This is a genomic window from Ruegeria sp. A4 (assembly GCF_056543025.1).
Genome location: NZ_JBQGAW010000001.1, coordinates 1,339,179 through 1,359,539 on the forward strand (window position 1 = coordinate 1,339,179; position 20,361 = coordinate 1,359,539).

The 20,361-nt window shown below is 59.6% G+C and carries 22 protein-coding genes; 11 read left to right on the forward strand and 11 right to left on the reverse strand.

The features are described 5' to 3' along the window. Nucleotides 1-5: 5 nt before the first annotated feature. Nucleotides 6-680: a VPLPA-CTERM sorting domain-containing protein gene (locus ACR0E2_RS06660; RefSeq protein WP_480445773.1), complete on the forward strand. Its 675-nt coding sequence runs from the start codon at nt 6-8 to the stop codon at nt 678-680. A 78-nt stretch (nt 681-758) separates the two neighbouring features. Here the strand turns inward: ACR0E2_RS06660 and ACR0E2_RS06665 are convergent, their stop codons facing one another. From ACR0E2_RS06665 to ACR0E2_RS06685, 5 genes are all read right to left on the reverse strand, one after another. Further along, nucleotides 759-1,280: a DUF2478 domain-containing protein gene (locus ACR0E2_RS06665; protein WP_171114871.1), complete on the reverse strand. Its 522-nt coding sequence runs from the start codon at nt 1,278-1,280 to the stop codon at nt 759-761. A gap of 70 nt (nt 1,281-1,350) precedes the next feature. Further along, a complete protein-coding gene (locus ACR0E2_RS06670; RefSeq protein WP_480445775.1) occupies nt 1,351-2,016 on the reverse strand; it encodes an NnrU family protein in 666 nt (221 codons plus the stop codon). A 102-nt stretch (nt 2,017-2,118) separates the two neighbouring features. Continuing rightward, complete coding sequence (locus tag ACR0E2_RS06675) at nt 2,119-4,185, reverse strand: ABC transporter permease (RefSeq protein WP_480445777.1); 2,067 nt, start codon at nt 4,183-4,185, stop codon at nt 2,119-2,121. Continuing rightward, complete coding sequence (locus ACR0E2_RS06680) at nt 4,182-5,216, reverse strand: quaternary amine ABC transporter ATP-binding protein (RefSeq protein WP_174829323.1); 1,035 nt, start codon at nt 5,214-5,216, stop codon at nt 4,182-4,184. Before ACR0E2_RS06680 ends, ACR0E2_RS06675 begins: the two co-directional genes overlap by 4 nt. A gap of 24 nt (nt 5,217-5,240) precedes the next feature. Then, nucleotides 5,241-6,191, reverse strand: coding sequence for an ABC transporter substrate-binding protein (locus tag ACR0E2_RS06685; protein ID WP_171114863.1), 951 nt, complete (start codon nt 6,189-6,191; stop codon nt 5,241-5,243). 419 nt (nt 6,192-6,610) lie between these two features. Here ACR0E2_RS06685 and ACR0E2_RS06690 point away from each other — a divergent pair, with 419 nt between their 5' ends. Beyond that, nucleotides 6,611-7,273: a DNA-3-methyladenine glycosylase I gene (locus ACR0E2_RS06690; RefSeq protein WP_480445778.1), complete on the forward strand. Its 663-nt coding sequence runs from the start codon at nt 6,611-6,613 to the stop codon at nt 7,271-7,273. A 42-nt stretch (nt 7,274-7,315) separates the two neighbouring features. After that, nucleotides 7,316-8,008: a hypothetical protein gene (locus ACR0E2_RS06695; protein WP_171114859.1), complete on the forward strand. Its 693-nt coding sequence runs from the start codon at nt 7,316-7,318 to the stop codon at nt 8,006-8,008. Here the strand turns inward: ACR0E2_RS06695 and ACR0E2_RS06700 are convergent. Then, the gene (locus ACR0E2_RS06700; protein ID WP_480445779.1) at nt 8,005-8,412 is read right to left on the reverse strand and encodes a c-type cytochrome; all 408 of its coding nucleotides are present in this window, start codon (nt 8,410-8,412) and stop codon (nt 8,005-8,007) included. The two genes, ACR0E2_RS06695 and ACR0E2_RS06700, sit on opposite strands and share 4 nt — an antisense overlap. Before the next feature lie 97 nt (nt 8,413-8,509). Here ACR0E2_RS06700 and ACR0E2_RS06705 point away from each other — a divergent pair, with 97 nt between their 5' ends. Continuing rightward, nucleotides 8,510-8,947 (forward strand): DMT family transporter, encoded by a 438-nt coding sequence (locus tag ACR0E2_RS06705; protein WP_171114855.1) that lies wholly within the window; start codon nt 8,510-8,512, stop codon nt 8,945-8,947. On the opposite strand, the gene ACR0E2_RS06710 is transcribed toward ACR0E2_RS06705, so the two are convergent. Together ACR0E2_RS06710 and ACR0E2_RS06715 are read right to left on the reverse strand one after the other, a co-directional pair. Then, nucleotides 8,931-9,617, reverse strand: a complete 687-nt coding sequence (locus ACR0E2_RS06710) for an ABC transporter ATP-binding protein (RefSeq protein WP_480445780.1) — start codon at nt 9,615-9,617, stop codon at nt 8,931-8,933. The two genes, ACR0E2_RS06705 and ACR0E2_RS06710, sit on opposite strands and share 17 nt — an antisense overlap. Continuing rightward, the gene (locus ACR0E2_RS06715; RefSeq protein ID WP_171227870.1) at nt 9,610-10,905 is read right to left on the reverse strand and encodes a lipoprotein-releasing ABC transporter permease subunit; all 1,296 of its coding nucleotides are present in this window, start codon (nt 10,903-10,905) and stop codon (nt 9,610-9,612) included. Before ACR0E2_RS06715 ends, ACR0E2_RS06710 begins: the two co-directional genes overlap by 8 nt. Before the next feature lie 18 nt (nt 10,906-10,923). Here ACR0E2_RS06715 and ACR0E2_RS06720 point away from each other — a divergent pair, with 18 nt between their 5' ends. Next, nucleotides 10,924-11,244, forward strand: coding sequence for a hypothetical protein (locus tag ACR0E2_RS06720; protein ID WP_171227869.1), 321 nt, complete (start codon nt 10,924-10,926; stop codon nt 11,242-11,244). Nucleotides 11,245-11,261: 17 nt separating this feature from the next. Further along, nucleotides 11,262-11,621: a hypothetical protein gene (locus tag ACR0E2_RS06725; protein ID WP_152458705.1), complete on the forward strand. Its 360-nt coding sequence runs from the start codon at nt 11,262-11,264 to the stop codon at nt 11,619-11,621. Between the two features lie 116 nt (nt 11,622-11,737). Here ACR0E2_RS06725 and proS read toward each other — a convergent pair whose 3' ends face one another. Beyond that, nucleotides 11,738-13,078, reverse strand: coding sequence for a proline--tRNA ligase (proS, locus tag ACR0E2_RS06730; RefSeq protein WP_152458706.1), 1,341 nt, complete (start codon nt 13,076-13,078; stop codon nt 11,738-11,740). A gap of 71 nt (nt 13,079-13,149) precedes the next feature. Continuing rightward, the gene (locus ACR0E2_RS06735; RefSeq protein ID WP_480445782.1) at nt 13,150-13,968 is read right to left on the reverse strand and encodes a methyltransferase domain-containing protein; all 819 of its coding nucleotides are present in this window, start codon (nt 13,966-13,968) and stop codon (nt 13,150-13,152) included. Nucleotides 13,969-14,158: 190 nt separating this feature from the next. On the opposite strand from ACR0E2_RS06735, the gene ACR0E2_RS06740 reads away from it, so the two are divergent. From ACR0E2_RS06740 to ACR0E2_RS06760, 5 genes are all read left to right on the forward strand, one after another. Next, nucleotides 14,159-15,523 (forward strand): FAD-dependent oxidoreductase, encoded by a 1,365-nt coding sequence (locus tag ACR0E2_RS06740; protein WP_480445783.1) that lies wholly within the window; start codon nt 14,159-14,161, stop codon nt 15,521-15,523. After that, on the forward strand, nt 15,523-16,497 hold the full coding sequence (locus ACR0E2_RS06745; protein ID WP_480445785.1) for an isopenicillin N synthase family dioxygenase: 975 nt from the start codon (nt 15,523-15,525) through the stop codon (nt 16,495-16,497). Before ACR0E2_RS06740 ends, ACR0E2_RS06745 begins: the two co-directional genes overlap by 1 nt. Nucleotides 16,498-16,586: 89 nt before the next feature. Continuing rightward, the gene (locus tag ACR0E2_RS06750) at nt 16,587-17,660 is read left to right on the forward strand and encodes an AI-2E family transporter (RefSeq protein WP_480445787.1); all 1,074 of its coding nucleotides are present in this window, start codon (nt 16,587-16,589) and stop codon (nt 17,658-17,660) included. Next, the gene (locus ACR0E2_RS06755; RefSeq protein ID WP_480445788.1) at nt 17,661-18,350 is read left to right on the forward strand and encodes a P-loop NTPase family protein; all 690 of its coding nucleotides are present in this window, start codon (nt 17,661-17,663) and stop codon (nt 18,348-18,350) included. Between the two features lie 49 nt (nt 18,351-18,399). After that, nucleotides 18,400-19,944, forward strand: a complete 1,545-nt coding sequence (locus tag ACR0E2_RS06760; RefSeq protein WP_480445790.1) for a Ppx/GppA family phosphatase — start codon at nt 18,400-18,402, stop codon at nt 19,942-19,944. 12 nt (nt 19,945-19,956) lie between these two features. On the opposite strand, the gene ACR0E2_RS06765 is transcribed toward ACR0E2_RS06760, so the two are convergent. Continuing rightward, complete coding sequence (locus tag ACR0E2_RS06765; protein ID WP_171231225.1) at nt 19,957-20,331, reverse strand: hypothetical protein; 375 nt, start codon at nt 20,329-20,331, stop codon at nt 19,957-19,959. Nucleotides 20,332-20,361: the final 30 nt, after the last annotated feature.

The following is a 20,361-nucleotide window of genomic DNA, read 5'->3' on the forward strand; positions in this document are numbered from 1 at the left end:
ATGTTATGAGACTGCTTTTGGCGGCACTTGCCGTTTGTGTCGCAGGCGCAGCGAATGCGCTGACCGTTACGTTCGATATTGATTTAGCAAATGACCAAACTGTTGGCCCCAATATAAATCAAGGCACAAGCCAAGGTTACACATTCAACTACGCGACGGTTTACAACTTCGGAAACTTCATAAACCTTCACGATGACAACGGGGTTCTTTCTACAACAATCAGGCCGGTTGATGGAAAAAGGTTCGCGGCGCATACCGTAGACTTGGTCGGGTGGTCCCTAGCATACACAACTGGATCCGGCCCCGCGCCTACTTTTGGGACTTCAGCTTATTACCAATGGCTGACAGGAGGCCCTGCCGCTTTTCCGACACTGACTTTTTCCGGGTTGAGGAATGGTGCAGTCGTGGCAAGCCAAACCTTCGCACCTATGGCGTTAAGCACAGTTGGCCTCAACGGCGCGTTCTCAGCAATTGACGCGTTGCAGATCACATTTAACAGCCCGGCACCGACCTGGGGAATTTATCCTACCACACCAAACACTGCTTGGTGTAGCCAATGGTGCGGTGAATTTCATGTGGACAATCTTGTTGTCGCACCGGTCCCCCTGCCCGCAAGCGGGCTGCTTTTGATCGGGGCCGTTCTGGGCCTGTTCGGATACCGCAGGCTTAAGACAACCTAATTGCACCCAACATCAAAAAACGGCGCTGCTTGTTGGTCAGTGCCGTTTTTTGTCTCTTAACCAACTGTTTGGAAGGTTCTATTCTGCCGCCGGGCGCAGTTCCGAGACCTTGTTGAACCACGCCTCGATTGCATCCAGATCCGCCGGCAGGGCTTCCGCTGCACCATCCGCGAAGGTCTGGAATTTCTCTTCGTTCAAACCGTTCACGCCGACCAGAACCGGGATATCCATCGCCAGCGCTTCGCCGATCACGGGGCGGAATCCACGCCCATCGGACTCATGCTTGCCGAATTTGTTGATGATCAGCAATTGGGGGGCGCCCTCCAGCGAGGCAGTCACATATCCCACCGCCTGTTCCAGCGCAGCCGGGTCCAGACGGCAGCCGCGCGACTGGGTGCCCAGCGACTGCGAAATGCGGATGGTTTCACCGTCGGGCAGCACGCGCAAGTCCATATCGCATTTGCTGCTGTCGGCGCACTCCGTGTTTGTTTGCACGACACCGGCCAGTTTTGCTCCGGAGGCCAGCAGACGGTCCGCAACGGCGCTCAGCAGGCGGTCCGTCGCGCCGCGATCGGTGGTGGTGACATAGGCCAGATGCATCTTGGACCTCTTGTAATTCGTTTGTGACGTTTCAAATAGCACGCAAGGCACCGCCCGGCCACTCCCTCGTTCACGGAAGCGGGGACAGGCCAATCACAGGGGCGTGCAGGTGAAGCAGAACCGCATAGGCGGCGAGCGCGGCCAGCCACACCCCGGGACGCGGCCAGGGGCGCGGAGCGCGCAATGAGAACCGCGCCGTGTTGCGGGACAAGCGGACCCATTCAAAGCCCATTTCCCGCGACTTGCGCCGGTCGACAAGGGCCATGCCCATGGCTGCGAAACCGGCAAACAGGCCGAACAGAATCACATGAGACAGGCTGCCATTGGAAATTAGATGTGCCACCGCCCACAGCATCAGCGCGGCAAGGATCGGGTGTCGGGTGGTGCGCAGGATACCGGGCTGTTCTGGGTCAAATGGCCGATTGCCCAGCCCCCCGAATGAGAACGGGTTCTGAATGATCAGCCCCGCGACAGCCAGCCAGCAGACCACCGGCATGATCAGAACCGGCGCCCAGCGCAAAAACGCAAATGGCGGGATGACCTCGACATAAGGAGCGTTGGCAGCGGCGATGATCAACCACGCCAGGACGGCCAGCGACAGAACCGAATAGGCCGTGAAATACCCCCGGCGTCCGAGTGTATCGATCAGCCGTCCGCGTATAGCAGGCCGCACCGGAATCGCGTGGCTGAGAAGGAATGTGACGAGCGCTGCAAGGAATAGGACCCAACCGGTCATGGTGATCTCCGCGTTATTGGGATCGGTCTAGATCAGGACGGCACGGGTATCCTTGTCCAAAATCAAGTTCGGCGCAGGGGCTATGCATCGCCCCTGCCCTGTTTACAACCCAAGCGCCGCGCGGCGTTCTTCGGCAAAGCCCTGCACGATGCGGTCGGCAATCAGCGCCAGAATCGCCATCGCGGCCCCGGCGGAAATGCCAAGCCCCACATCCGCCTGACCTAGCGCCAGATAGATCGACTGCCCCAGACCCGTGGTGCCGATCAATGCGGCGATCACCAGCATCGCAAAGGCATAGAGGATGGTCTGGTTCAACCCCAGCAGGATCGTGGGCGCGGCATAGGGCGCGCGCACGTCGCGCATGATCTGCCACTCGGTCGCACCGCTGGAGATCGCGGCCTCCATCATCTCGTCCGGCGTGTTGACCAGCCCGTGCCGCGTGTAGCGGATCATGGGCACGATCGCATAGGCACAGATCGCCAGAAAGGCCGAGAACTCTCCGATCTGGAACACCATTAGGACCGGGATCAGGAACACGAACAGAGGGATTGTCTGCAACATGTCGCAGATCGGACGGACCACTTTCCACACCGGCTCCCAAATCGCGCTGGCAAGGCCGATCAGGCCTCCGACCACGGCACAGGAAAACACCGCCGCACCGCTCAGGTAAAGCGACAAGAGCGCTCTCTCCCACAGGCCCGAAACGAGGATGGTGCACAGCAGCCCCACGCACAGCGCCGCCAGGCGCCAGCCCCCCGCGACCCAGCCCAGAGCAGCGGCACCGGTCAGGACAAAGGGCCACGGCAGGTTGGCAATGCCGGTTTCCAGCATTCCAATCAGGATCAGGACGATCAGACCACCCGTCAGCCGCCCACGCCATGCCATCAACAGCGCGATCCCGGCACCTGCGGCAAACAGGCCAAAGCTCATGCCCGCCGTCCACTGGAAGCCCCAGGTGAAGGGCAGCACCGCCTGATCCAGACCGATCCGCAAAGGCAGCAGCACATAGAACAGTGAGTTGTTCTTGAGCGCATCCAACCACGGGCCATTGGCCTGAGTGAACGCGGTCAGACCGCTGTCCACGGCCTCGGCCATCGGATCCAGCAAGGTCAGTTCGGATGGGTTCGGCAACCACGCCCAGAAGGCGGCGGTGAAGACCACGGCGAAACCCAACATCGCCCAGACAACCCGGCTGTCATAACGTTTGCGCTCGGTCGCCAAGGTGCCGCTCATCCGGTCGATCACCACGGCAAAGACCACGATGACCAGACCCGCCATCAGAGACTCCCCGAACTGCGCCTTGCGCATGGTCAGCAGAACCTCCCAGCCGATGTCGTTGAACCCGCCGATGACGGCGGCAATGATGACCATCGACAAGGCCGCCATCAGACATTGGTTCACACCGACCATGATCTGCGTCGTGGCGGCGGGAATTTCGACCTGAAACAGTTGCTGAAACCGCGTGCCACCGGACATGATCGCGGCCTCTTTGATCTCGGGCTCGACCCGTTCCAGCCCCAGCATCACGTTGCGCGCCATGGGCGGCGCGGCATAGATGGCCGAGGCGATCAGACCGACGACGGGGCCAAAGCCAAAAAGCAGCAACAGCGGTGTCAGATATGCGAAGGTCGGCACGGTCTGCATGACGTCCAGAACCGCCTGGACGAAGGATTTCACCCGCGGCACCTCGTTGGCGAGGATGCCGATGCCACCACCCAGTATCAACGCCACCGGAACGGATACTGCGACCAAGGCCAGAGTGTTCATGCTCTCAGCCCAATACCCCGACGCCAGTACAAAACTGAGCCCCAGAAAACCCAACGCCGCCATGGGCAAGCCGCCCAGATACCACCCCAACGCGGTCACAATTCCGATCAGGATGGGCCATGGTGTATTGCCCAGCACGAAATTCGCCCAGTTCATTGGATAGGTCATCATGTCCGAGAACAACCGCATCGCCGGTTTGATCAGGTTGAGAAACCAGTCAAAAAATGCACCAACCCATTGGGTTGCAGGCAGTTCCCATGCGGCAGGCCATTTGACCAGCCATGGGGCGATGCCCTCGAGTGCAAGGCAAACCGCACCGACGACAACCGTGATCAGGGCGGCCTTGGCGCCCGCCGTCAGCCGCGCGCCGTGCTGCGTCGGAACCTCAGTTAAGGCGGTCATGTTTCGTCCACCTGAAGCGCGGCAGCCAGATCGGACGGGTGCACCGTGCCAACGACATTGCCATCGGCATCCCGCACCGGCACGGGTTCATATAGTTCCATGCAATGGGCCAGGGCCGCGTCCAGTGTCATCGACGTGGTCAGGCCGGGATCGTCCGGGCCGCACTCTGCCTCGTTTCGCATGACCGAGGCGACCTTGGCATGCTGGCCCTTGGCGACATCCTTCGAGAATTCGCGCACATAGTCATCGACGGGTCGCAGGACGATATCCGTGGGCGTGCCGATCTGCACGATCTTGCCATCCCGCATGATGGCGATGCGGTCTGCCAGCTTCAGCGCTTCCTGAATATCGTGCGTGATGAAGACGATGGATTTCTTCAACGTCGCTTGAATGCGCAGGAATTCATCCTGCAACTGGCGACGGATCAGTGGATCAAGCGCCGAGAACGGTTCGTCCAGAAACCAGATGTCAGGGTTTACGGCAAGACTGCGGGCAATACCCACCCGCTGCCGCTGCCCGCCGGAAAGCTGTCGCGGGAAGCTGTCTTCGCGCCCTTCCAGACCGACCAGCGAGATCACTTCCTGCGCACGATCAAGTCGTTCCTTTTTACCCACGCCCTGAACGCGCAGAGGATATGCGACGTTTTCAGCAACGGTCATGTGGGGGAACAGGCCGAAATGCTGGAACACCATGCCCAGTTTTTTCCGGCGTAGCTCGGTCAGGGCCTTTTTCGAGGCGCCTATGACATTCTCGCCATCCACCCGAATTTCACCACCGGTGCCAGGCAGCAGTTGCGAGATACAGCGGATCAGCGTGGATTTGCCCGAGCCCGACAGGCCCATTATGACGAACAATTCGCCTTCCCTGACCTCGAAATTGGCATCTTGAACCGCCGGAATGAACCCGTTTTCCCGCAGGTCTGCGGCGGCCTTGTCAGCGTCATTCCCTGACCGAGACAGCGCGTCGGTCAGGGCTTTGTCAGCGCCCGGGCCAAAGACCTGCCAGAGATTCCGGCAGGCAATGGCTGGCATAGTCGTGTTAGTCACCTAAGTGGCTCACTTGGTCGCCGCGTCGACAACAGGACGCCATTTGTCTTCGTTCTCGGCCATCCATGCGGCGACAACTTCTTCGACCTGGCCGCCGTCGACATCGATCGCGCCCATCATCGGCTGCTGGTCTTCGACCGCCAGTTGATAGTTGGACAGGATTTCATAGGCGGCCGGCCACTTCTCTTCCAGGCCGCTCCAGCCGGCTTTGAAGATGCGCGATGGCGAAAAGTCGCAATCGTTTACCGCGTTCGGGTTCGGACCCCACGCCGGATCGTTAAAGCATGCCTCTTCACCTGCGGGCAGTTCAACGAACTGCACGTCATAGGCAGACATCGCCCAGTGCGGCTGCCAGAATGTGATCAGTAGCGGCGATTTACGCTCGGTCGATGCGCGAAGTTCAGCGATCAATGCGCCTTCGGAACCGGCGGGGACAGCCTTGAAAGGCAGCTCAAGGCCGGCCATGCGATCCGCACCAGGTGTGCCCCAGTCGGCCGGATAGTCGACCAGACGGCCACCGGGCAGAGTTTCCGCCGTGGCGAACACCTGCGCGCAGTCTTTCAGCGCTTCCCACGCCGGCAATCCGGGGCACAGATCAGCGACATGCGCCGGGTATGCGATACCTTCCTTGGCATCCAGGCCAAGATCGCCGATTTCGACAACCGTGCCTTCCTCGATCTTCTTGGCGTATTCATCCGAAACATTGGACGACCAGATTTCAAGCGTCGCGTCGATGTCTCCATCGGCCAGCGCCTGGAACTGGTTCATCATGCCGGCGGTCACATATTCTACGTTATAACCAGCGGCCTTGAGCATTTCACCCGCCACATGCGTGGTTACGTGCTGACCGGTCCATTCGTTGATCGCCAGTTTGATCGGCTCGTCCACGGCCCCCATATCCGCCGCATGCGCCGCACCGGCAACGGTTAGGGCCATAAGGCTTACACTCAGTTTTTTCATGGATTTTCTCCCTGTCTTATTTGTTTTGCCCACCCCGGCAGGGGTTTCCCGCCGGTATCTTTGTCTGATGACAATACCATGCCGCAACATGCACAAATTTGGTCGGAAAAGGAAAGTGATCAGTTTGTAACAGCGCAGCTTTCTTGCCGCTGATGCGTAGATTTTCCCCCGCAGGCGCCGCAAGGGCCCCTGCCCGACCCGCCAATATCCCCTGCCCCGGGGCACGGAATGTTGACTGACGAGTCAATCACAAACCGTTTTAAGACCGTTTGTCGAGGATTTCTTTGACAGTTCAGTGTTTTTTCTTGTTCGGGCCGAGTTTCATTTCCGGTCGGGTGGCTTTCGAACACCAAAAATTCCCATTGCAAAAGGAAGGCAAAACAAATCACTCTTGATGTGACAGCTTTGAGGTTGGGTTCATGCGCTCATTTGACGAGATCTTTGATATTGCCGCCTCTCGCCACGGTGGGATCGAAGCCTTTGAAGCACAGCTGACCAAGCCCAAAAGCCACGAAGAACTGGCGGCGATGCCCGACGACCGGTGGCTATCGATCATCACGAAATGCGTCTTTCAGGCCGGTTTCAACTGGAAGGTCATCGAAAACAAATGGGATGGATTCGAGGCCGCCTTTGACGGTTTCGATGTGGGCCGGTGTGCGTTCATGGATGATGAAAAGTTCGATTCCCTGCTGCAAGACACACGCATTGTCCGAAATGGAACCAAGATCGCAGCAGCGCGGGACAACGCGGCGTTTCTTTTGGAACTGCGCGACGAAGGCGGCGCGGGCCAGGTTCTGGGGGGCTGGCCCTCTGATGACTATGTCAACCTTTTGGCCATGCTGGCCAAACGCGGGTCTCGTCTTGGCGGGTCTTCGGCGCAATATGCGATGCGTTTTGCGGGGCGCGACAGTTTCATTCTGTCGCGGGACGTCACCGCCCGTCTGATCGCCGAAGGTGTGATCGACAAACCCGCCACGTCGAAAAAAGCCATGGCGGCGGTGCAACGGGCCTTCAATTCCTGGATGGATCAATCCGGGCGGTCTTTGACGGAAATCAGCCGGGTTCTGGCCATGAGCCTGTGAAAACGGTTTGCGGATCGCAAGCAGAGGACTAGGGTTCACCTCATGGTTCTGCGCGTATTCCTGTGTGCTCTTTTATTGCTGTCCTCTTGCGGCCGTCCATTGACAAAGCAAGAGCGCGACTTTGCGGATGCCATTCAGGGCGAAACCCTGAATCTTGACAGCGTGCGATTGGTCCAAGGTGCGCCGGTTGCCAATGTGACGTATTTCCGCGAAGAGCGGCCACGTCTGGCCTGTCGCGAGCGCATCCTTCCTCCGGTAGAACCCGGGCCGGTGACAGGCAGGCCAGCCGCCGTGGCCCTGTTCAACAAGGTCTATTTTGCGCGCGACTGGTATCTGGAAGACTACATGTCCGATTTTCCGGATCAGATGAACCTGGTGGCCGCGATGCTGCTGGCCCATGAACTGACACATGTCTGGCAGTGGCAGAATCGCCGGACCACCGGTTACCACCCGTTGCGAGCAGCGGCGGAACATGGTGGGCGCAGCGACCCGTATCTTTTTGACCTCGAAACCTCGCCGGACTTCCTGTCCTACGGGTTTGAACAGCAGGGCGCCATCGTCGAGGAATACGTTTGCTGCCGTGCGCTGGACCCTCAGGCCACCCGAACCAAACGGCTGCACAGGATGCTGAGCGCGCATTTTGATCTGTCCCCGCTTCCGCAAAAAGGGCGAGAGCGCGCAATCTTGCTTCCTTGGAGCGAGGCCGAGATCGACGGGATTTGCAGCGGAACCTAATTCTGCTGCAAGGTCTCCAGATAGGCCACCAGATCCACGATGGGCTGGCTCGTCAGAATTGGCTGACCCTGCGGCGTTTTCATGGATGTGTCCTGCCCGTCAAAATAAGGACCATAAACCGGCATTGGGCTACCATGGCTGACCAGCGGATCCCGACCATCAATGCGGGAGACAACGCGGGCAGTCGGGAACACGCCCTCTTCGTTGGACAAAGCGGTCAGATCGCTCGGTTGAACCACCAGCACGGCTGCCATCGGACCTTGGCCCATTGCATCGATTCCGTGGCAGGTCGCGCAATGGTGCATATAGAGTTCCTCTCCGGTCTTCGCGTCCTGAGCCAAGGCGGCCTGCGAGGCAGCAGCCGAAACCCCAAGAACCATTACACTGATTGTTGCCTTGAACATCGTATCCTCCTGCCTGGATTGGCATTTGCAGGGTTGCCCGATGACCGTCTTGGCGCAATGATCCAGATCAACGAAAAAGGTACAGAGGTTTCGGGCAATGACACAATACGCCGCCATCATGCTGGCCGCCGGATTTGGAATTCCGATCCTGGCCGCGCTCAACGCGGCGCTGGGAAAAGTCATCGGGTCGCCAACTGCGGCAGCCGTTGTGCTGTTTGCCATCGCCTTCGCCGCCTCCGCCTTGGTCATGGCGCTGTTTCCCGGATTTGCGGCCTTGTCCAAGATTGCCAATGCGCCGAAACACCTGTTGCTTGCAGGTGTCCTGATTGCGTTCTATGTCCTGTCGATCACCCATGTCGCACCACATTTCGGAGTGGGCAATGCCGTGTTCTTTGTGCTGCTCGGGCAATTGATCAGCGCTGCGGCCATCGACCATTTCGGCCTGTTCGGCGCACAGGTCGAACCGCTTACACTCATGCGGATGGGCGGGATCGCCGTCATGGCCATTGGCGTTGCGATCACTCAACTGGCCTGAGCACCCCGCCCTCAAGCCGGACCATCCGGTCCATGCGCGCCGCCAGGTCAAGATTGTGCGTTGCTATCAACGCCGACAACCCTTCGTCCCGCACCAGCTTCATCAGTGTACCAAAAACCTGATCCGAGGTTTCGGGGTCCAGATTGCCCGTCGGTTCATCCGCCAACAAAACACGGGGCGCATTCGCCAACGCCCGGCAAAACGCCACCCGCTGTTGTTCCCCACCAGAGAGTGCGGCGGGGCGATGGCTGGCGCGTGCGGCCACACCGACACGGTCCAGCAGATCCAGCGCCCGGGCCTGCGCGGCCTTGTCCGGCACACCATTGGCCAGTTGTGGAAGGGTGATGTTTTCCAATGCGGTGAATTCCGGCAGCAAGTGGTGGAATTGATACACGAACCCGACATCCTGCCGACGCAGTGCGGTTCTGGTCCGATCGCCCTTGCCCGATACGTTCTGCCCGCCGATTTCGACGGTTCCTTCGTCGGGCATGTCCAGCAGACCGGCAATATGCAGAAGCGTTGATTTACCTGCCCCAGAGGGCGCGACCATCGCTACGGCCTCACCCGCGCGCAGATCCAGATCAACTCCGCGCAGGACCTGCACCTCGCCCGGTTTGCCTTTCAGATAGGTCTTGGTCAGACCTTTCAGACGCAATGTGACATCATTCATAGCGCAACGCCTCGACCGGGTTCAGCCGCGCCGCTCGACGGGCAGGGAAATAGGTGACGACAAAAGACAGGCCAAGCGACAGGCCGATCGCCTTGAGAACGTCGCTCAGATGCAGCTCGGCGGGCAAGGCATAGATGCCCCGGATCGACGGATCCCAGACGCCACCGCCCATCACGTAATTCACGAAGGAAAAGATCGGATCGATATAGATCGCAAAAAGGCACCCCAGGATGACCCCCATTGCCGTTCCGATCAGGCCGGTAAAAGCGCCGCAGATGAAAAAGACACGCAGAACCGATCCTTCGCTCAGGCCGATGGTGCGCAGGATGCCGATATCGCGCCCCTTGTTCTTGACCAGCATGATCAGGCCCGAGACGATATTCATCGCGGCGATCAGAACGAGGATCGAAAGGATGATGAACATCACGTTGTCTTCAACTTCCAGCGCCCGCAGAAAGCCTCCGGATGCATCTTGCCAGGTCCATATCTGGCTGCGTTCGCCCGAGGCCTCGAGAATCGAAATCAGGATCGGGCCCAGGTCTTCGGGGTTGTCCACCATCACTTCGATTTCATCGGCCACACCTTCGCGATTGAAGAAACCCTGCGCCTGCGAAAACGGCATGTAGACGCGCGTGCGGTCGATGTCATAGCGCCCGGCCGAGAACACATAGACAACACGATAGGCATTCACGCGGGGCGACGTACCGAAGGCGGTTTTGACGCCGTTGGGCGACGTCAACTTGACGACATCCCCGACCGTCGCCCCGATGCTGCGCGCCACGCCGGAACCAATTGCGATGACATCCTCACCCGTCTGGAATTCAGACAAGTCCCCCACAGCCTGCTCTGCCTGGGCAATTCCGGGCAGATCACGCAGATCGTCGGGTCGGATTCCAAACACTTCAACCCCGCTGCTGCGGTCGCGGTTGGTGATCAGCACCTGCCCCTTCACCAAGGGAGCCGCGCGTTGAACTCCGGGCACTTGTGCGATCCGGGCCGCGCGCTCTTCGTAGTCGGCGATCGTGCGATCCACCCGCCCCTGAGCATCGATCTCGCCTGACGAATAGACCGTCACATGCGCGTTGGCGCCCAGAATCGTGCCGACGAATTCGGAACGGAAGCCGGACCGGACCGCCAGTGTCGCGATCAGGGCAAACACTGCCAATGTGATCCCGATCAGAGAAATCCAGGTCATCACACTGACGCCGCCCTCGGCCCTGCGGGCCCGCAGATAACGCCATGCGATTTTCCATTCAAAAGGGGCAAAGGGCGGGGGTGTCTTGGCCATGCCTGCTCCGGGGTGTTCATGTTCGCGGGGACAGTTTCGGCATTTCACCCGATGGTCAAGCCGGTTGTCGCTCTGAACCCGCTCCTCAGCCTGAACAAGCCGAATCAATCCGGTTGCCCAGCACGGCGGCCGGGCCAAACGGATGACTTGAAAATCTGGTGCTACACCATGAGTTGTGAAGCCCATCACAGACAAACCGGTATTGTTTCATGTATGAAGTTAATCATCGCGCTTTGTGAGCTCCTGAATCGAAAAAGCAACAATGGGCGCGAAATTTTATTACTCTTTTTGATTATTTTCAGAAACTTTGTCACCCTGTATGTGGGGGAACACATTTAAGGAGCGGGGGTCGCTCAATGAATTTTCAAATTTCAACCAACGGTGCGGGGGTTATTCCGTCTCGCCAAGCATCAAAAGAACTGGATTGTGAAACAGCGGCGCTGCTGCGTGCGGCCATTCGGCCGATCTTTGCCAGCGCGGCAAGCTGGGGCAATCTGACGGATATTCTGAAAGACAAAGGGTACCGTCTGGTTTTCCGGCAAGGGCGTCTGTGTATCACGGATCGCACTACGGACGCGCGGGTTTGCGGATTGCGGTTTCTGGGTCTTGAGTTTCGCGACCTGGTCAACCGGCTGGGCCGTCCGATCGTGGTCGCACGCGGCGATGGCGCCAACGGAGATATCCTTGCAACGCGCCCGACGGCAGACCAAGACTGACGTCTCAACCGATCGAATTGGTCAGATCACATTTGGTGGCCAAGTCAATCGCATGGCCACCTTCGCGAAATGGATCTGTGTTGCGTGACAGCAAGACCCGTCACCGGTGACGGTGCTCAGGCAATCTGCTGGTAGATTTCAGCAACTTTGGTAACGGCCGCCTCGGGGCTCAGTTCCTCGCTTTCGCCGGTCCGGCGGCAAGTCAGTTCAACGACACCATTCTTCAGGCCACGCGGCCCGACCGTGATCCGCCAGGGCAGACCAATCAGATCCATGGTCGCAAACTTGCCCCCTGCCCGTTCATTACGGTCATCATAAAGCGGCTCCAGCCCCAAGGCTGTCAGAGCATTGTAGATTTTGTCACAGGCCGCATCCGCTTCTTCATCGCCCTGCTTCAGGTTCACGATGCCGCAATGGAACGGGGTCACGCCCTCGGGCCAGATAATGCCTTTGTCGTCATGGCTGGCCTCGATGATCGCGCCGACCAGGCGGCTGACACCAATCCCGTGACTGCCCATATGCACCGGAACCGGTTTTCCATCCGGGCCCTGCACGGTGGCGCCCAGCGGCTCGGAATACTTCGTGCCGAAGTAGAAGATCTGTCCAACTTCGATACCACGCGCCACGCGGCGGCGTTCTTCGGGGATCTGATTGAACAGCGCCTCGTCATGCGTTTCATCCGTGCGCGCGTATTTCGAGGTGAACTCTTCCAGGATCGCCTGACACTGTTCGCGGCTGTCATAGTCAATCTCACGATCACCAAAGGTCAGATCGGTGACGGCGCTGTCATAGAAGACCTCGGATTCACCAGTGTCAGCCAGCACGAGGAACTCATGGGTGTCATCGCCGCCGATGGGCCCCGAATCCGCGCGCATCGGGATCGCCTGAAGGCCCATACGCTCGTAGGTACGCAGATAGCTGACAAGATGGCGATTATAGGCGTGCAGCGCATCTTCCTTGGTGAGGTCGAAGTTGTAGCCGTCCTTCATATAGAACTCGCGGCCCCGCATCACGCCGAAACGCGGGCGGATTTCGTCGCGGAATTTCCACTGGATCTGATAGAGGGTCAGCGGAAGGTCTTTGTAGCTGTTCACGTGGCCGCGGAAAATATCGGTCACCAGTTCTTCGGCCGTGGGCGTGAACAGCATGTCCCGGTCATGCCGGTCCTTCATGCGCAGCATTTCCTGCCCGTAATCGTCATAGCGGCCGGATTCGCGCCACAAATCCGCCGATTGGATGATGGGCATCTGGATCGCGATGTGACCGGCCCGGGCCTGTTCTTCATGGACAATGTTTTCCAGCTTGCGCAGCACTTTGAAACCCAGCGGCAGCCAGGAATATATCCCGGCAGAAGCCTGCTTGATCATCCCGGCACGCAGCATCAGCCGGTGGCTAACGATCTGGGCCTCGGACGGGTTTTCCTTGAGAACGGGCAGAAAGTAACGGCTGAGGCGCATGAACGATCCTATTTGTCTAGCGAAAGCCCGAATGCTCTACGCGATCCACAAAGGCTAGGCAAGGCGGCGCATCATTCAGGCTTGCGCAGCAAATAAGTGTAATAGTTGCACGAGCCGAAGAACGTGCCTTCCCGCGCGGCTGTTTTCTGACCTTCGGCCCATTTCAAGGCAGTCTCGGCGTCGATTGCGCCTGCCTGAATGCAGGGGCCGACATAGGCGTTGATCATATTTCCGAAAAACGAGGTCTGGCCAGCCTCGGCCAGCAATTCCGGGATGAAACCGGCAACTTCCAGCCCCGCCTGCCGGGCCAGGAACGGAAGATGCCGCAGAACGAACGGATTGCCGACAACCGTCTGCAAGATTGCGTCCACCGCCATCGCGTTGGCGTCAGGGTCGCCAGCGCCGATCGTCAACGACGCATAGTCGCCATCGAAAATGGCGATCATGCCGCCGGGCCGCGTCAGCCGCGCGGCTTCCTCCAGCATCGCCGCCGGGTCCGCCACATGGCTGATCACCGTATGCGCGATGACGATATCAAAGCTGCCTTGGCCGTCACCGGTGTTTCGGGAATCCGCAACCTCGTACCGAATGCGCCCCGCCAACCCCGCGGCATCCGTCTTTTCCATTGCTACCTTGATCAGTTCCGCTGCCAGATCCGACCCGACAATCTCGCATTCCGGGCCGACCCGGTCAGCCAGCGCCCGTGTCACGACGCCCGTGCCACAGCCCAGATCGACAATGCGGTGGCACGAGGCCCAGTCGAGCCGGTCGAAATAGCGTTCGCGCATTTTCACGAAATCCGGCATTTCGCCGCGAAACTCCAGACGGTCCGCGACGACGCGAACCGTGTCTTCCCCCTGTTGATCCAGGCTCTGATAGATGTCGGGCATTGCTCCGTCCCCCAAGGCAGGGCGTCAGTATAGCACGTTTCGGCCCGGCACGTCGGCTCTCTGCGCTGGCGGGCTGTGAAAGCGACGCCGGACAATGGCGCATTTGCGACCCAAGGTCAGTCGGGTTTTTGATTGACCCGCCAATTGGGAATTTCAATTGTGGCGGGAACACAAACACCAGGAGGCGCTGTTGCAGACAATTCAGGAACCCGCCCGGCAGATACCTGTCATCCACCAGACCGATATTCTGGTCGTGGGCTCTGGCCCGGCCGGGTTGGCAGCAGCGCTGGCAGCGGCCCGCGCAGGCGCAGACGTGTCGCTAGTTGACCGGTTCGGCTGTATGGGCGGCAACATCACTGCCGTCGGCGTCGAAGGATTCGCCTGGTACCGGCACGAGCAAACCGTCGAGGCCGGCGGCATCGGGATGGAGTTCGAAACCCGCGCCGAAGAGATGGGCGCGGCGGTGCCCGAAAGCCAGTCGCTCAGCTATGAACTGGACAGCGAAGGGTTCAAGCTGGTGGCGGACAAGCTGGTCGAAGAGGCGGGTGTTCATCCGATGCTGCACCGGCAATTCGTCGCCCCGATAATGGACGGCGACCGGATCACTGGCATCATCACCGAATCCAAGGCCGGGCGCGAGGCGATACTGGCCAAGGTGGTAATCGATGCCACCGGCGACGCCGATGTGGCCCATCGCGCGGGGGCCCCGACGCATAAAACACCACGAGAGGACATGATGGCGGCCTCTGTCATGTTCCATCTGGCCGGGGTGGACAAGCGCGCCTTTATGGAAGGCGTCAAAGCCGATCCGCAGACCTACAAGGACTGGGGCGGCGGCGGTGAGTGGAACATCGAAACCAGCGGCAAAGAGGACGACATGTTTTCGCCCTTCTTGCACAAGCCCTTCCAGCAGGCCATCGATCAGGGGCTGATCCCGCCGCATCTGAATACCATTGCCGGCACCTGGGGCGCAATGCATGACACGGGCGAGCTGACCTACATGAACCTCATCCACCTGGCCGGGATCGACGGGACCGACCCCGACAGCCTGACGCGTGGCGAGATTGAAGGTCGCCGCCAAACCATGCTGGCCATCGAGGCGCTGCGCCGGTTCATGCCGGGATGCGAAAACGCGCGGCTTCGGAATTTCGGGATGACCATCGGCATCCGCGACACCCGAAAGATCGATGCGGTCTACAACATGACCGAAAACGACGCCCGTCATCAGGGCCGGTTCGAGGACACGATCGGCATCTATCCCGAATTCATCGACGGCTATGGCATTCTGATCCTGCCGACCACGGGGCGGTACATGCAGGTCCCCTACCGCTCGATGCTGCCCAGGGGCGTCAAGGGCCTGCTGGTCGCTGGGCGGTCGCATGGTGCGGACCGGGTGGCCCATGCCGCCACGCGCAACATGGCCTGCTGCGCCGTCATGGGCCAGGGCGCGGGCATTGCGGCGGCCATGGCACTGAAAAGCAATCAGGGCCTGGATCAATTGAACCTGGCACCTGTTCACACGGAACTAGAGCGTCAGGGGGTCAGGATTCACTGATGGACAGGATTCCGACAATAGACATCTCGCCGCTATCCGATCCCGGCAGCGCAGCCTTTGCCGCAACGGTGCAAGGCATAATTGAGGCCTGCACAGGAATCGGGTTTCTGTCCATCACCGGAACAGGTGTGCCCCAGCAGGCGGTGGATCAGGTCCGTCAGACCACACGAGAGATCTTTGCCATCAATGAAACCCGCAAATGGGATCAGGCCATCACGCGCGAGAATTATCGCGGTTATATCCCGATGGGTTTTTTCACACCGAATGACGGATCCGGCAAGGCCGACAAATACGAGGGTTACAAGCTGCACCACGAGGTTGCCGCCACCGACCCCGTGCGCGCTGAATGTGCCCTGTACGGCCCGAACCTGTGGCCCGCCGAAGTTCCCATCGCCAAAGAGGTCATCCTGGACTATTGGCGTCAATTGGATCAGGTCACTGATGTGTTGTTGGGCGCATTGGAATCCGGCCTGAACTTGACCCCTGGCATTTTGCGCGACGCGTTCCGCAACCCGATGACCAATATGACATTGCTGCACTATCCCCCGCAGGCCGCGGAAGAAGCGGGCTATGGCATCCATCCGCACAAGGATACGGACGCACTGACCATCATCGCGCCCGATCCGGTGGGCGGGCTCGAGGTGCAGACCCGCAGCGGCAAGTGGATTTCGCCGGACTGCCCACTCGGCGGTTTCGTGGTGAATATCGGCGACATGCTGGAACTTTGGTCAGGCGGGCGATTGAAATCCACACCACATCGGGTGGTCAACCGGTCGGGCAAGGAACGGTATTCTTTCCCTTATTTCGCCGTACCCCGCCATGACGTCATTGTTGAACCGTTGTTGCCCGCCCTGCCCGGTTTCGACCGCCCGGCGGTTCATTGCGGCCACTGGTCGGCAGAAATCTGGCGCACCAACTGGCCCGATGAAGCCGCAGACGAAGACACCCCTGAACTGGGGACGTTGCACGATTGAAACGGGCAAAGCCCCTGCCCATGAAGCGCTTGCATCATGGGCTTTGATGCGCCAAGAACGCCTGCAAGGGCCTGAACAAGGGGATCACGATGGCTTTGCCGATAAAGGATCAGCTGAGATACTGGGGCGTCGCCGCTGCGGTTTTTGTTTTGATCCTCTGGGCTTTGGGGGATGTCCTGCTGCCCTTCGTCATAGGCGGAGCAATTGCATATTTCCTTGATCCCGTCGCGGATCGGCTGGAGCGGTTGGGCCTGTCGCGCATCGCAGCCACAGCCATCATCACCGTCATCGGGATTTTGGGGTTTATGCTGGCGATCCTGATGGTCGTGCCCGCCCTGATTACCCAATTGCTGGATCTGATCGACGTTCTGCCTGACCTGTTCAAGCAATTGCGCGGGTTCATTGAAAAACAGTTCCCGTCGCTGCTGGACCGGGAATCAAACACTCATCAGATGCTGGTGTCCTTCGGCGACATGCTGAAATCCAAGACCGGGGATGTCCTGCAAACGGTTCTCGCGTCGCTTGGGTCCGCGATCAACATCGTCGTCTTGCTGGTGATCGTACCCGTCGTGGCTGTTTACCTGCTGCTGGACTGGGATCGCATGATCGCTCGCATCGGAGAACTCCTGCCGCGTGACCATGCCCCCACCATCAGGCGGCTGGCCGGTGAGATTGACGCCGTGCTGGCCTCTTTCGTGCGCGGGATGGGAACGGTCTGCCTGATCCTGGGTACCTACTATGCCGTCGCGCTGATGCTTGCCGGTCTGCAATTCGGCCTGATCGTGGGGTTCATCGCGGGGCTGGTCACGTTCATCCCCTATCTGGGCGCCCTGATCGGAGGCTCATTGGCCATCGGGCTGGCGCTGTTTCAGTTTTGGGGAGATTGGGCACATGTCGGACTGATCGCGGGGATCTTTGCCATCGGGCAGGTCACCGAGGGGAACTTCCTGACACCCAAACTGGTAGGCAGCTCTGTCGGGCTGCACCCGGTCTGGCTGCTGCTGGCACTGTCGGTCTTTGGGGCCTTGTTCGGCTTTGTCGGCATGCTGATCGCCGTGCCCGTGGCCGCAGCATTGGGCGTGCTGGCCCGATTTGCCACATCGCTGTACCTGGACAGCCGACTTTATACCGGTCTTGAACGTCAGGATCAGGAAACCGAGTAAATGGCCCGACAACTCAGCTTTGATCTGCCCGCCAAAACTGCGCTCGGGCGAGAGGACTTTTTTGTGTCGCCTGCCAATGCCTTGGCCGTGGCGATGATCTCGGCCACATCCTGGCCGGGAAACAAGCTTGTTCTGACCGGCCCGGCCGGTGCGGGCAAAACCCATCTGGCGCATGTCTGGGCCGCGGAAACCGGCGGGCGCATCATTCAGGCCGCTGATTTGCGGTATGACGACGTGCCGGATCTGGCACGCAGGCCGATTGCCGTCGAAGACGTGCCCATGATCGCAGACGATGCCGACCAGCAGAAAACGCTGTTTCACCTGCATAATCTGGTTCTGGCCGAAGGAAACGCCCTGCTGATGACTGGTCGGCTGGCCCCGAAATTCTGGGAATTGCCACTGGCCGACCTGCAAAGCCGGGTCGAAGGCGCCCATCACGTGGCGCTGGATCCGCCAGACGATGCGTTGCTGGGTGCGGTTCTGGCCAAACTGTTCGTAGATCGGCAGCTGAACCCCGGCCCCGAGGTGATCGCCTATCTGGTCAAACACATGGATCGTCGATTTGAAACTGCGACCGACGTGGTGGCGCAGCTGGATCAATTGGCCCTTATGGAAAAGCGCGACATCACCCGCTCCCTGGCCGTGCGGGTTCTGAACATGAGCCCGGACGAGATCGAGACGGGTGATTGACCCGCACCCGCCAATTTCGCATCCTCACACAGCATTATCTGGAAGACACATGGATCAGACCGCTGCAACCGACATCCCTGATTGGGGGCCTTTCGGAAAGCCACTGTTCGACGAGCCTGGAACCCGGGCATTGTCGCGTGTCGGAGTTGTCGATGTCGGATCCAACTCGGTCCGGATGGTCATCTTTGACGGTGCGGCCCGATCGCCGGCCTATTTCTACAATGAAAAGGTCATGTGCGAATTGGGCGCGGGCCTGTCCGAGACCGGGCGACTGAACCCGCGTGGGCGCGAACGGGCACTGGCGGCGCTGCGACGGTTTCAGAATCTGGCGGTTGATCTGGAATTGCCGGGTTTGCATGTCGTGGCCACGGCAGCTGTGCGCGAGGCCAAGGACGGGCCGGATTTCTGCGATCAAGTCAAGGCAGAGACCGGGCTGCACGTGGAAGTCATCGACGGGGAAGAAGAAGCCCGTTTATCAGCTCAGGGAGTGCTGCTGGGATGGCCTGGAGCCTATGGCCTGATCTGCGACATCGGCGGGTCGTCGATGGAACTGGCCGAGATCGGAGACGGTCAGGTCGGCCGCCGCCTGACTTCGGCCCTCGGGCCGTTGAAACTGCGCGATATCAAGGGCGGGCGGCGCGCACGCAAGGCCCATATCAAAAGCACGATGGAACAGCTGCGCGATCAAATGGGTCCGCAGCGGGATCGTCTGTTTCTGGTTGGCGGCAGCTGGCGGGCCTTTGCCCGGCTGGACATGCTGCGGCGCGGCTATCCGCTGAACGTGCTGCATGAATACCGAATGACGACAAAACAGGTTCGTGAAACGATCAAGTTCATTGAAAAGAACGATCATGAAAAGCTGCGCGGCCAGGCCGGTGTATCCAGCTCGCGGATGTCGCTCATCCCCTACGCGATGGATGTTCTGGCCCGGTTGATCCGAACGTTCAAACCGAAGGACATCGCCATATCCAGCTATGGGATCCGTGAGGGATTGCTGTATGAACAGATGTCGCAGGAGTTGCGCGACCGGGACCCGTTGATCGAAGCCAGCCTTTTTTCCGAATCCAAGGATGCCCGCCTGCCCGGATTTGGCCGAAACCTCTATGATTTCGTGATGCCGCTGTTCAAATCAGCGCCCCCCAGCAGCGTTCGACTGATCAAGGCTGCGTGCCTGCTGCACGATGTCAGCTGGCGTGCTCATCCCGATTACCGGGCCGAAGTCTGTTTCGACAACGTCACCCGCGCCAATCTGGGTGGCTTGAAGCATTCAGAACGTGTCTTTATCGGGCTGGCCTTGCAGCACCGGTATCGCAACAAACGCGAGGGCAACCGCTTTGCACCCCTGTATGATCTGCTGGACGAAAAAGGCCAGAAAGACGCCGAGATTCTGGGCAAGGCCATGCGCTTTGGCGCGATGCTGTGGATGCACAATGACGCCAATATGGGGCGCCTGAAATTCTATCCCAAAAAGCGGGAGTTGGAGCTGTACCTGCCCGAAGCAGCAGCCCCCCTGTTCAGCGAAGTTGCCGAAGCGCGCCTTAATTCACTGGCGAACGCCCTGAAATCCGATACGCGCGTGATCATCAAGGGCTGACCCTCGATCCGATCAGATATCAGTTGCCCCTTCGGGCAATTCTTCACCTTCATTTTCAGGCTCCGGCGGATCCTCGGCCTGTTTCCTGCGGATGATGATATCGCCATTGGGCAAGATCTCGGGCGCTTCATAAGCGCTCCAATCCTTGATCTCGGCCCCCAGCTCGGCCAGTGCGGGGCCCATTTCCCGCAAGAACGACTGCATTGCCGGGCCAAACTCATCCGCAAGGCCCAGCAGATCATCCAGCGCCGGTTCCATTTCCTTGCGCAGACCTTCGAAAAACAGCTCGGCCCCCTGCTCCATCAGGGATTTGCTGTTGTCTTCCTGCGAAAGGGCGGGCGCGGCGATGCCGGCAGTGATCATGCTGATCAGCAAAACGTGTTTCATACCTAGAATATAGCGCCCCAGCCGCAGGCG

Bases quoted from the DNA above. Each gene is read 5' to 3' on its own strand.
- ACR0E2_RS06705 (WP_171114855.1), top strand. From the start codon at position 8,510: ATGACACAATACGCCGCCATCATGCTGGCCGCCGGATTTGGAATTCCG.
- ACR0E2_RS06660 (WP_480445773.1), top strand. From the start codon at position 6: ATGAGACTGCTTTTGGCGGCACTTGCCGTTTGTGTCGCAGGCGCAGCG.
- ACR0E2_RS06665 (WP_171114871.1), bottom strand. From the start codon at position 1,280: ATGCATCTGGCCTATGTCACCACCACCGATCGCGGCGCGACGGACCGC.
- ACR0E2_RS06725 (WP_152458705.1), top strand. From the start codon at position 11,262: ATGAATTTTCAAATTTCAACCAACGGTGCGGGGGTTATTCCGTCTCGC.
- ACR0E2_RS06685 (WP_171114863.1), bottom strand. From the start codon at position 6,191: ATGAAAAAACTGAGTGTAAGCCTTATGGCCCTAACCGTTGCCGGTGCG.
- ACR0E2_RS06750 (WP_480445787.1), top strand. From the start codon at position 16,587: ATGGCTTTGCCGATAAAGGATCAGCTGAGATACTGGGGCGTCGCCGCT.
- ACR0E2_RS06720 (WP_171227869.1), top strand. From the start codon at position 10,924: ATGTTCGCGGGGACAGTTTCGGCATTTCACCCGATGGTCAAGCCGGTT.
- ACR0E2_RS06670 (WP_480445775.1), bottom strand. From the start codon at position 2,016: ATGACCGGTTGGGTCCTATTCCTTGCAGCGCTCGTCACATTCCTTCTC.
- ACR0E2_RS06755 (WP_480445788.1), top strand. From the start codon at position 17,661: ATGGCCCGACAACTCAGCTTTGATCTGCCCGCCAAAACTGCGCTCGGG.
- ACR0E2_RS06695 (WP_171114859.1), top strand. From the start codon at position 7,316: ATGGTTCTGCGCGTATTCCTGTGTGCTCTTTTATTGCTGTCCTCTTGC.
- ACR0E2_RS06715 (WP_171227870.1), bottom strand. From the start codon at position 10,905: ATGGCCAAGACACCCCCGCCCTTTGCCCCTTTTGAATGGAAAATCGCA.
- ACR0E2_RS06690 (WP_480445778.1), top strand. From the start codon at position 6,611: ATGCGCTCATTTGACGAGATCTTTGATATTGCCGCCTCTCGCCACGGT.
- ACR0E2_RS06745 (WP_480445785.1), top strand. From the start codon at position 15,523: ATGGACAGGATTCCGACAATAGACATCTCGCCGCTATCCGATCCCGGC.
- proS (WP_152458706.1), bottom strand. From the start codon at position 13,078: ATGCGCCTCAGCCGTTACTTTCTGCCCGTTCTCAAGGAAAACCCGTCC.
- ACR0E2_RS06765 (WP_171231225.1), bottom strand. From the start codon at position 20,331: ATGAAACACGTTTTGCTGATCAGCATGATCACTGCCGGCATCGCCGCG.
- ACR0E2_RS06680 (WP_174829323.1), bottom strand. From the start codon at position 5,216: ATGCCAGCCATTGCCTGCCGGAATCTCTGGCAGGTCTTTGGCCCGGGC.
- ACR0E2_RS06760 (WP_480445790.1), top strand. From the start codon at position 18,400: ATGGATCAGACCGCTGCAACCGACATCCCTGATTGGGGGCCTTTCGGA.
- ACR0E2_RS06675 (WP_480445777.1), bottom strand. From the start codon at position 4,185: ATGACCGCCTTAACTGAGGTTCCGACGCAGCACGGCGCGCGGCTGACG.
- ACR0E2_RS06710 (WP_480445780.1), bottom strand. From the start codon at position 9,617: ATGAATGATGTCACATTGCGTCTGAAAGGTCTGACCAAGACCTATCTG.
- ACR0E2_RS06700 (WP_480445779.1), bottom strand. From the start codon at position 8,412: ATGTTCAAGGCAACAATCAGTGTAATGGTTCTTGGGGTTTCGGCTGCT.
- ACR0E2_RS06735 (WP_480445782.1), bottom strand. From the start codon at position 13,968: ATGCCCGACATCTATCAGAGCCTGGATCAACAGGGGGAAGACACGGTT.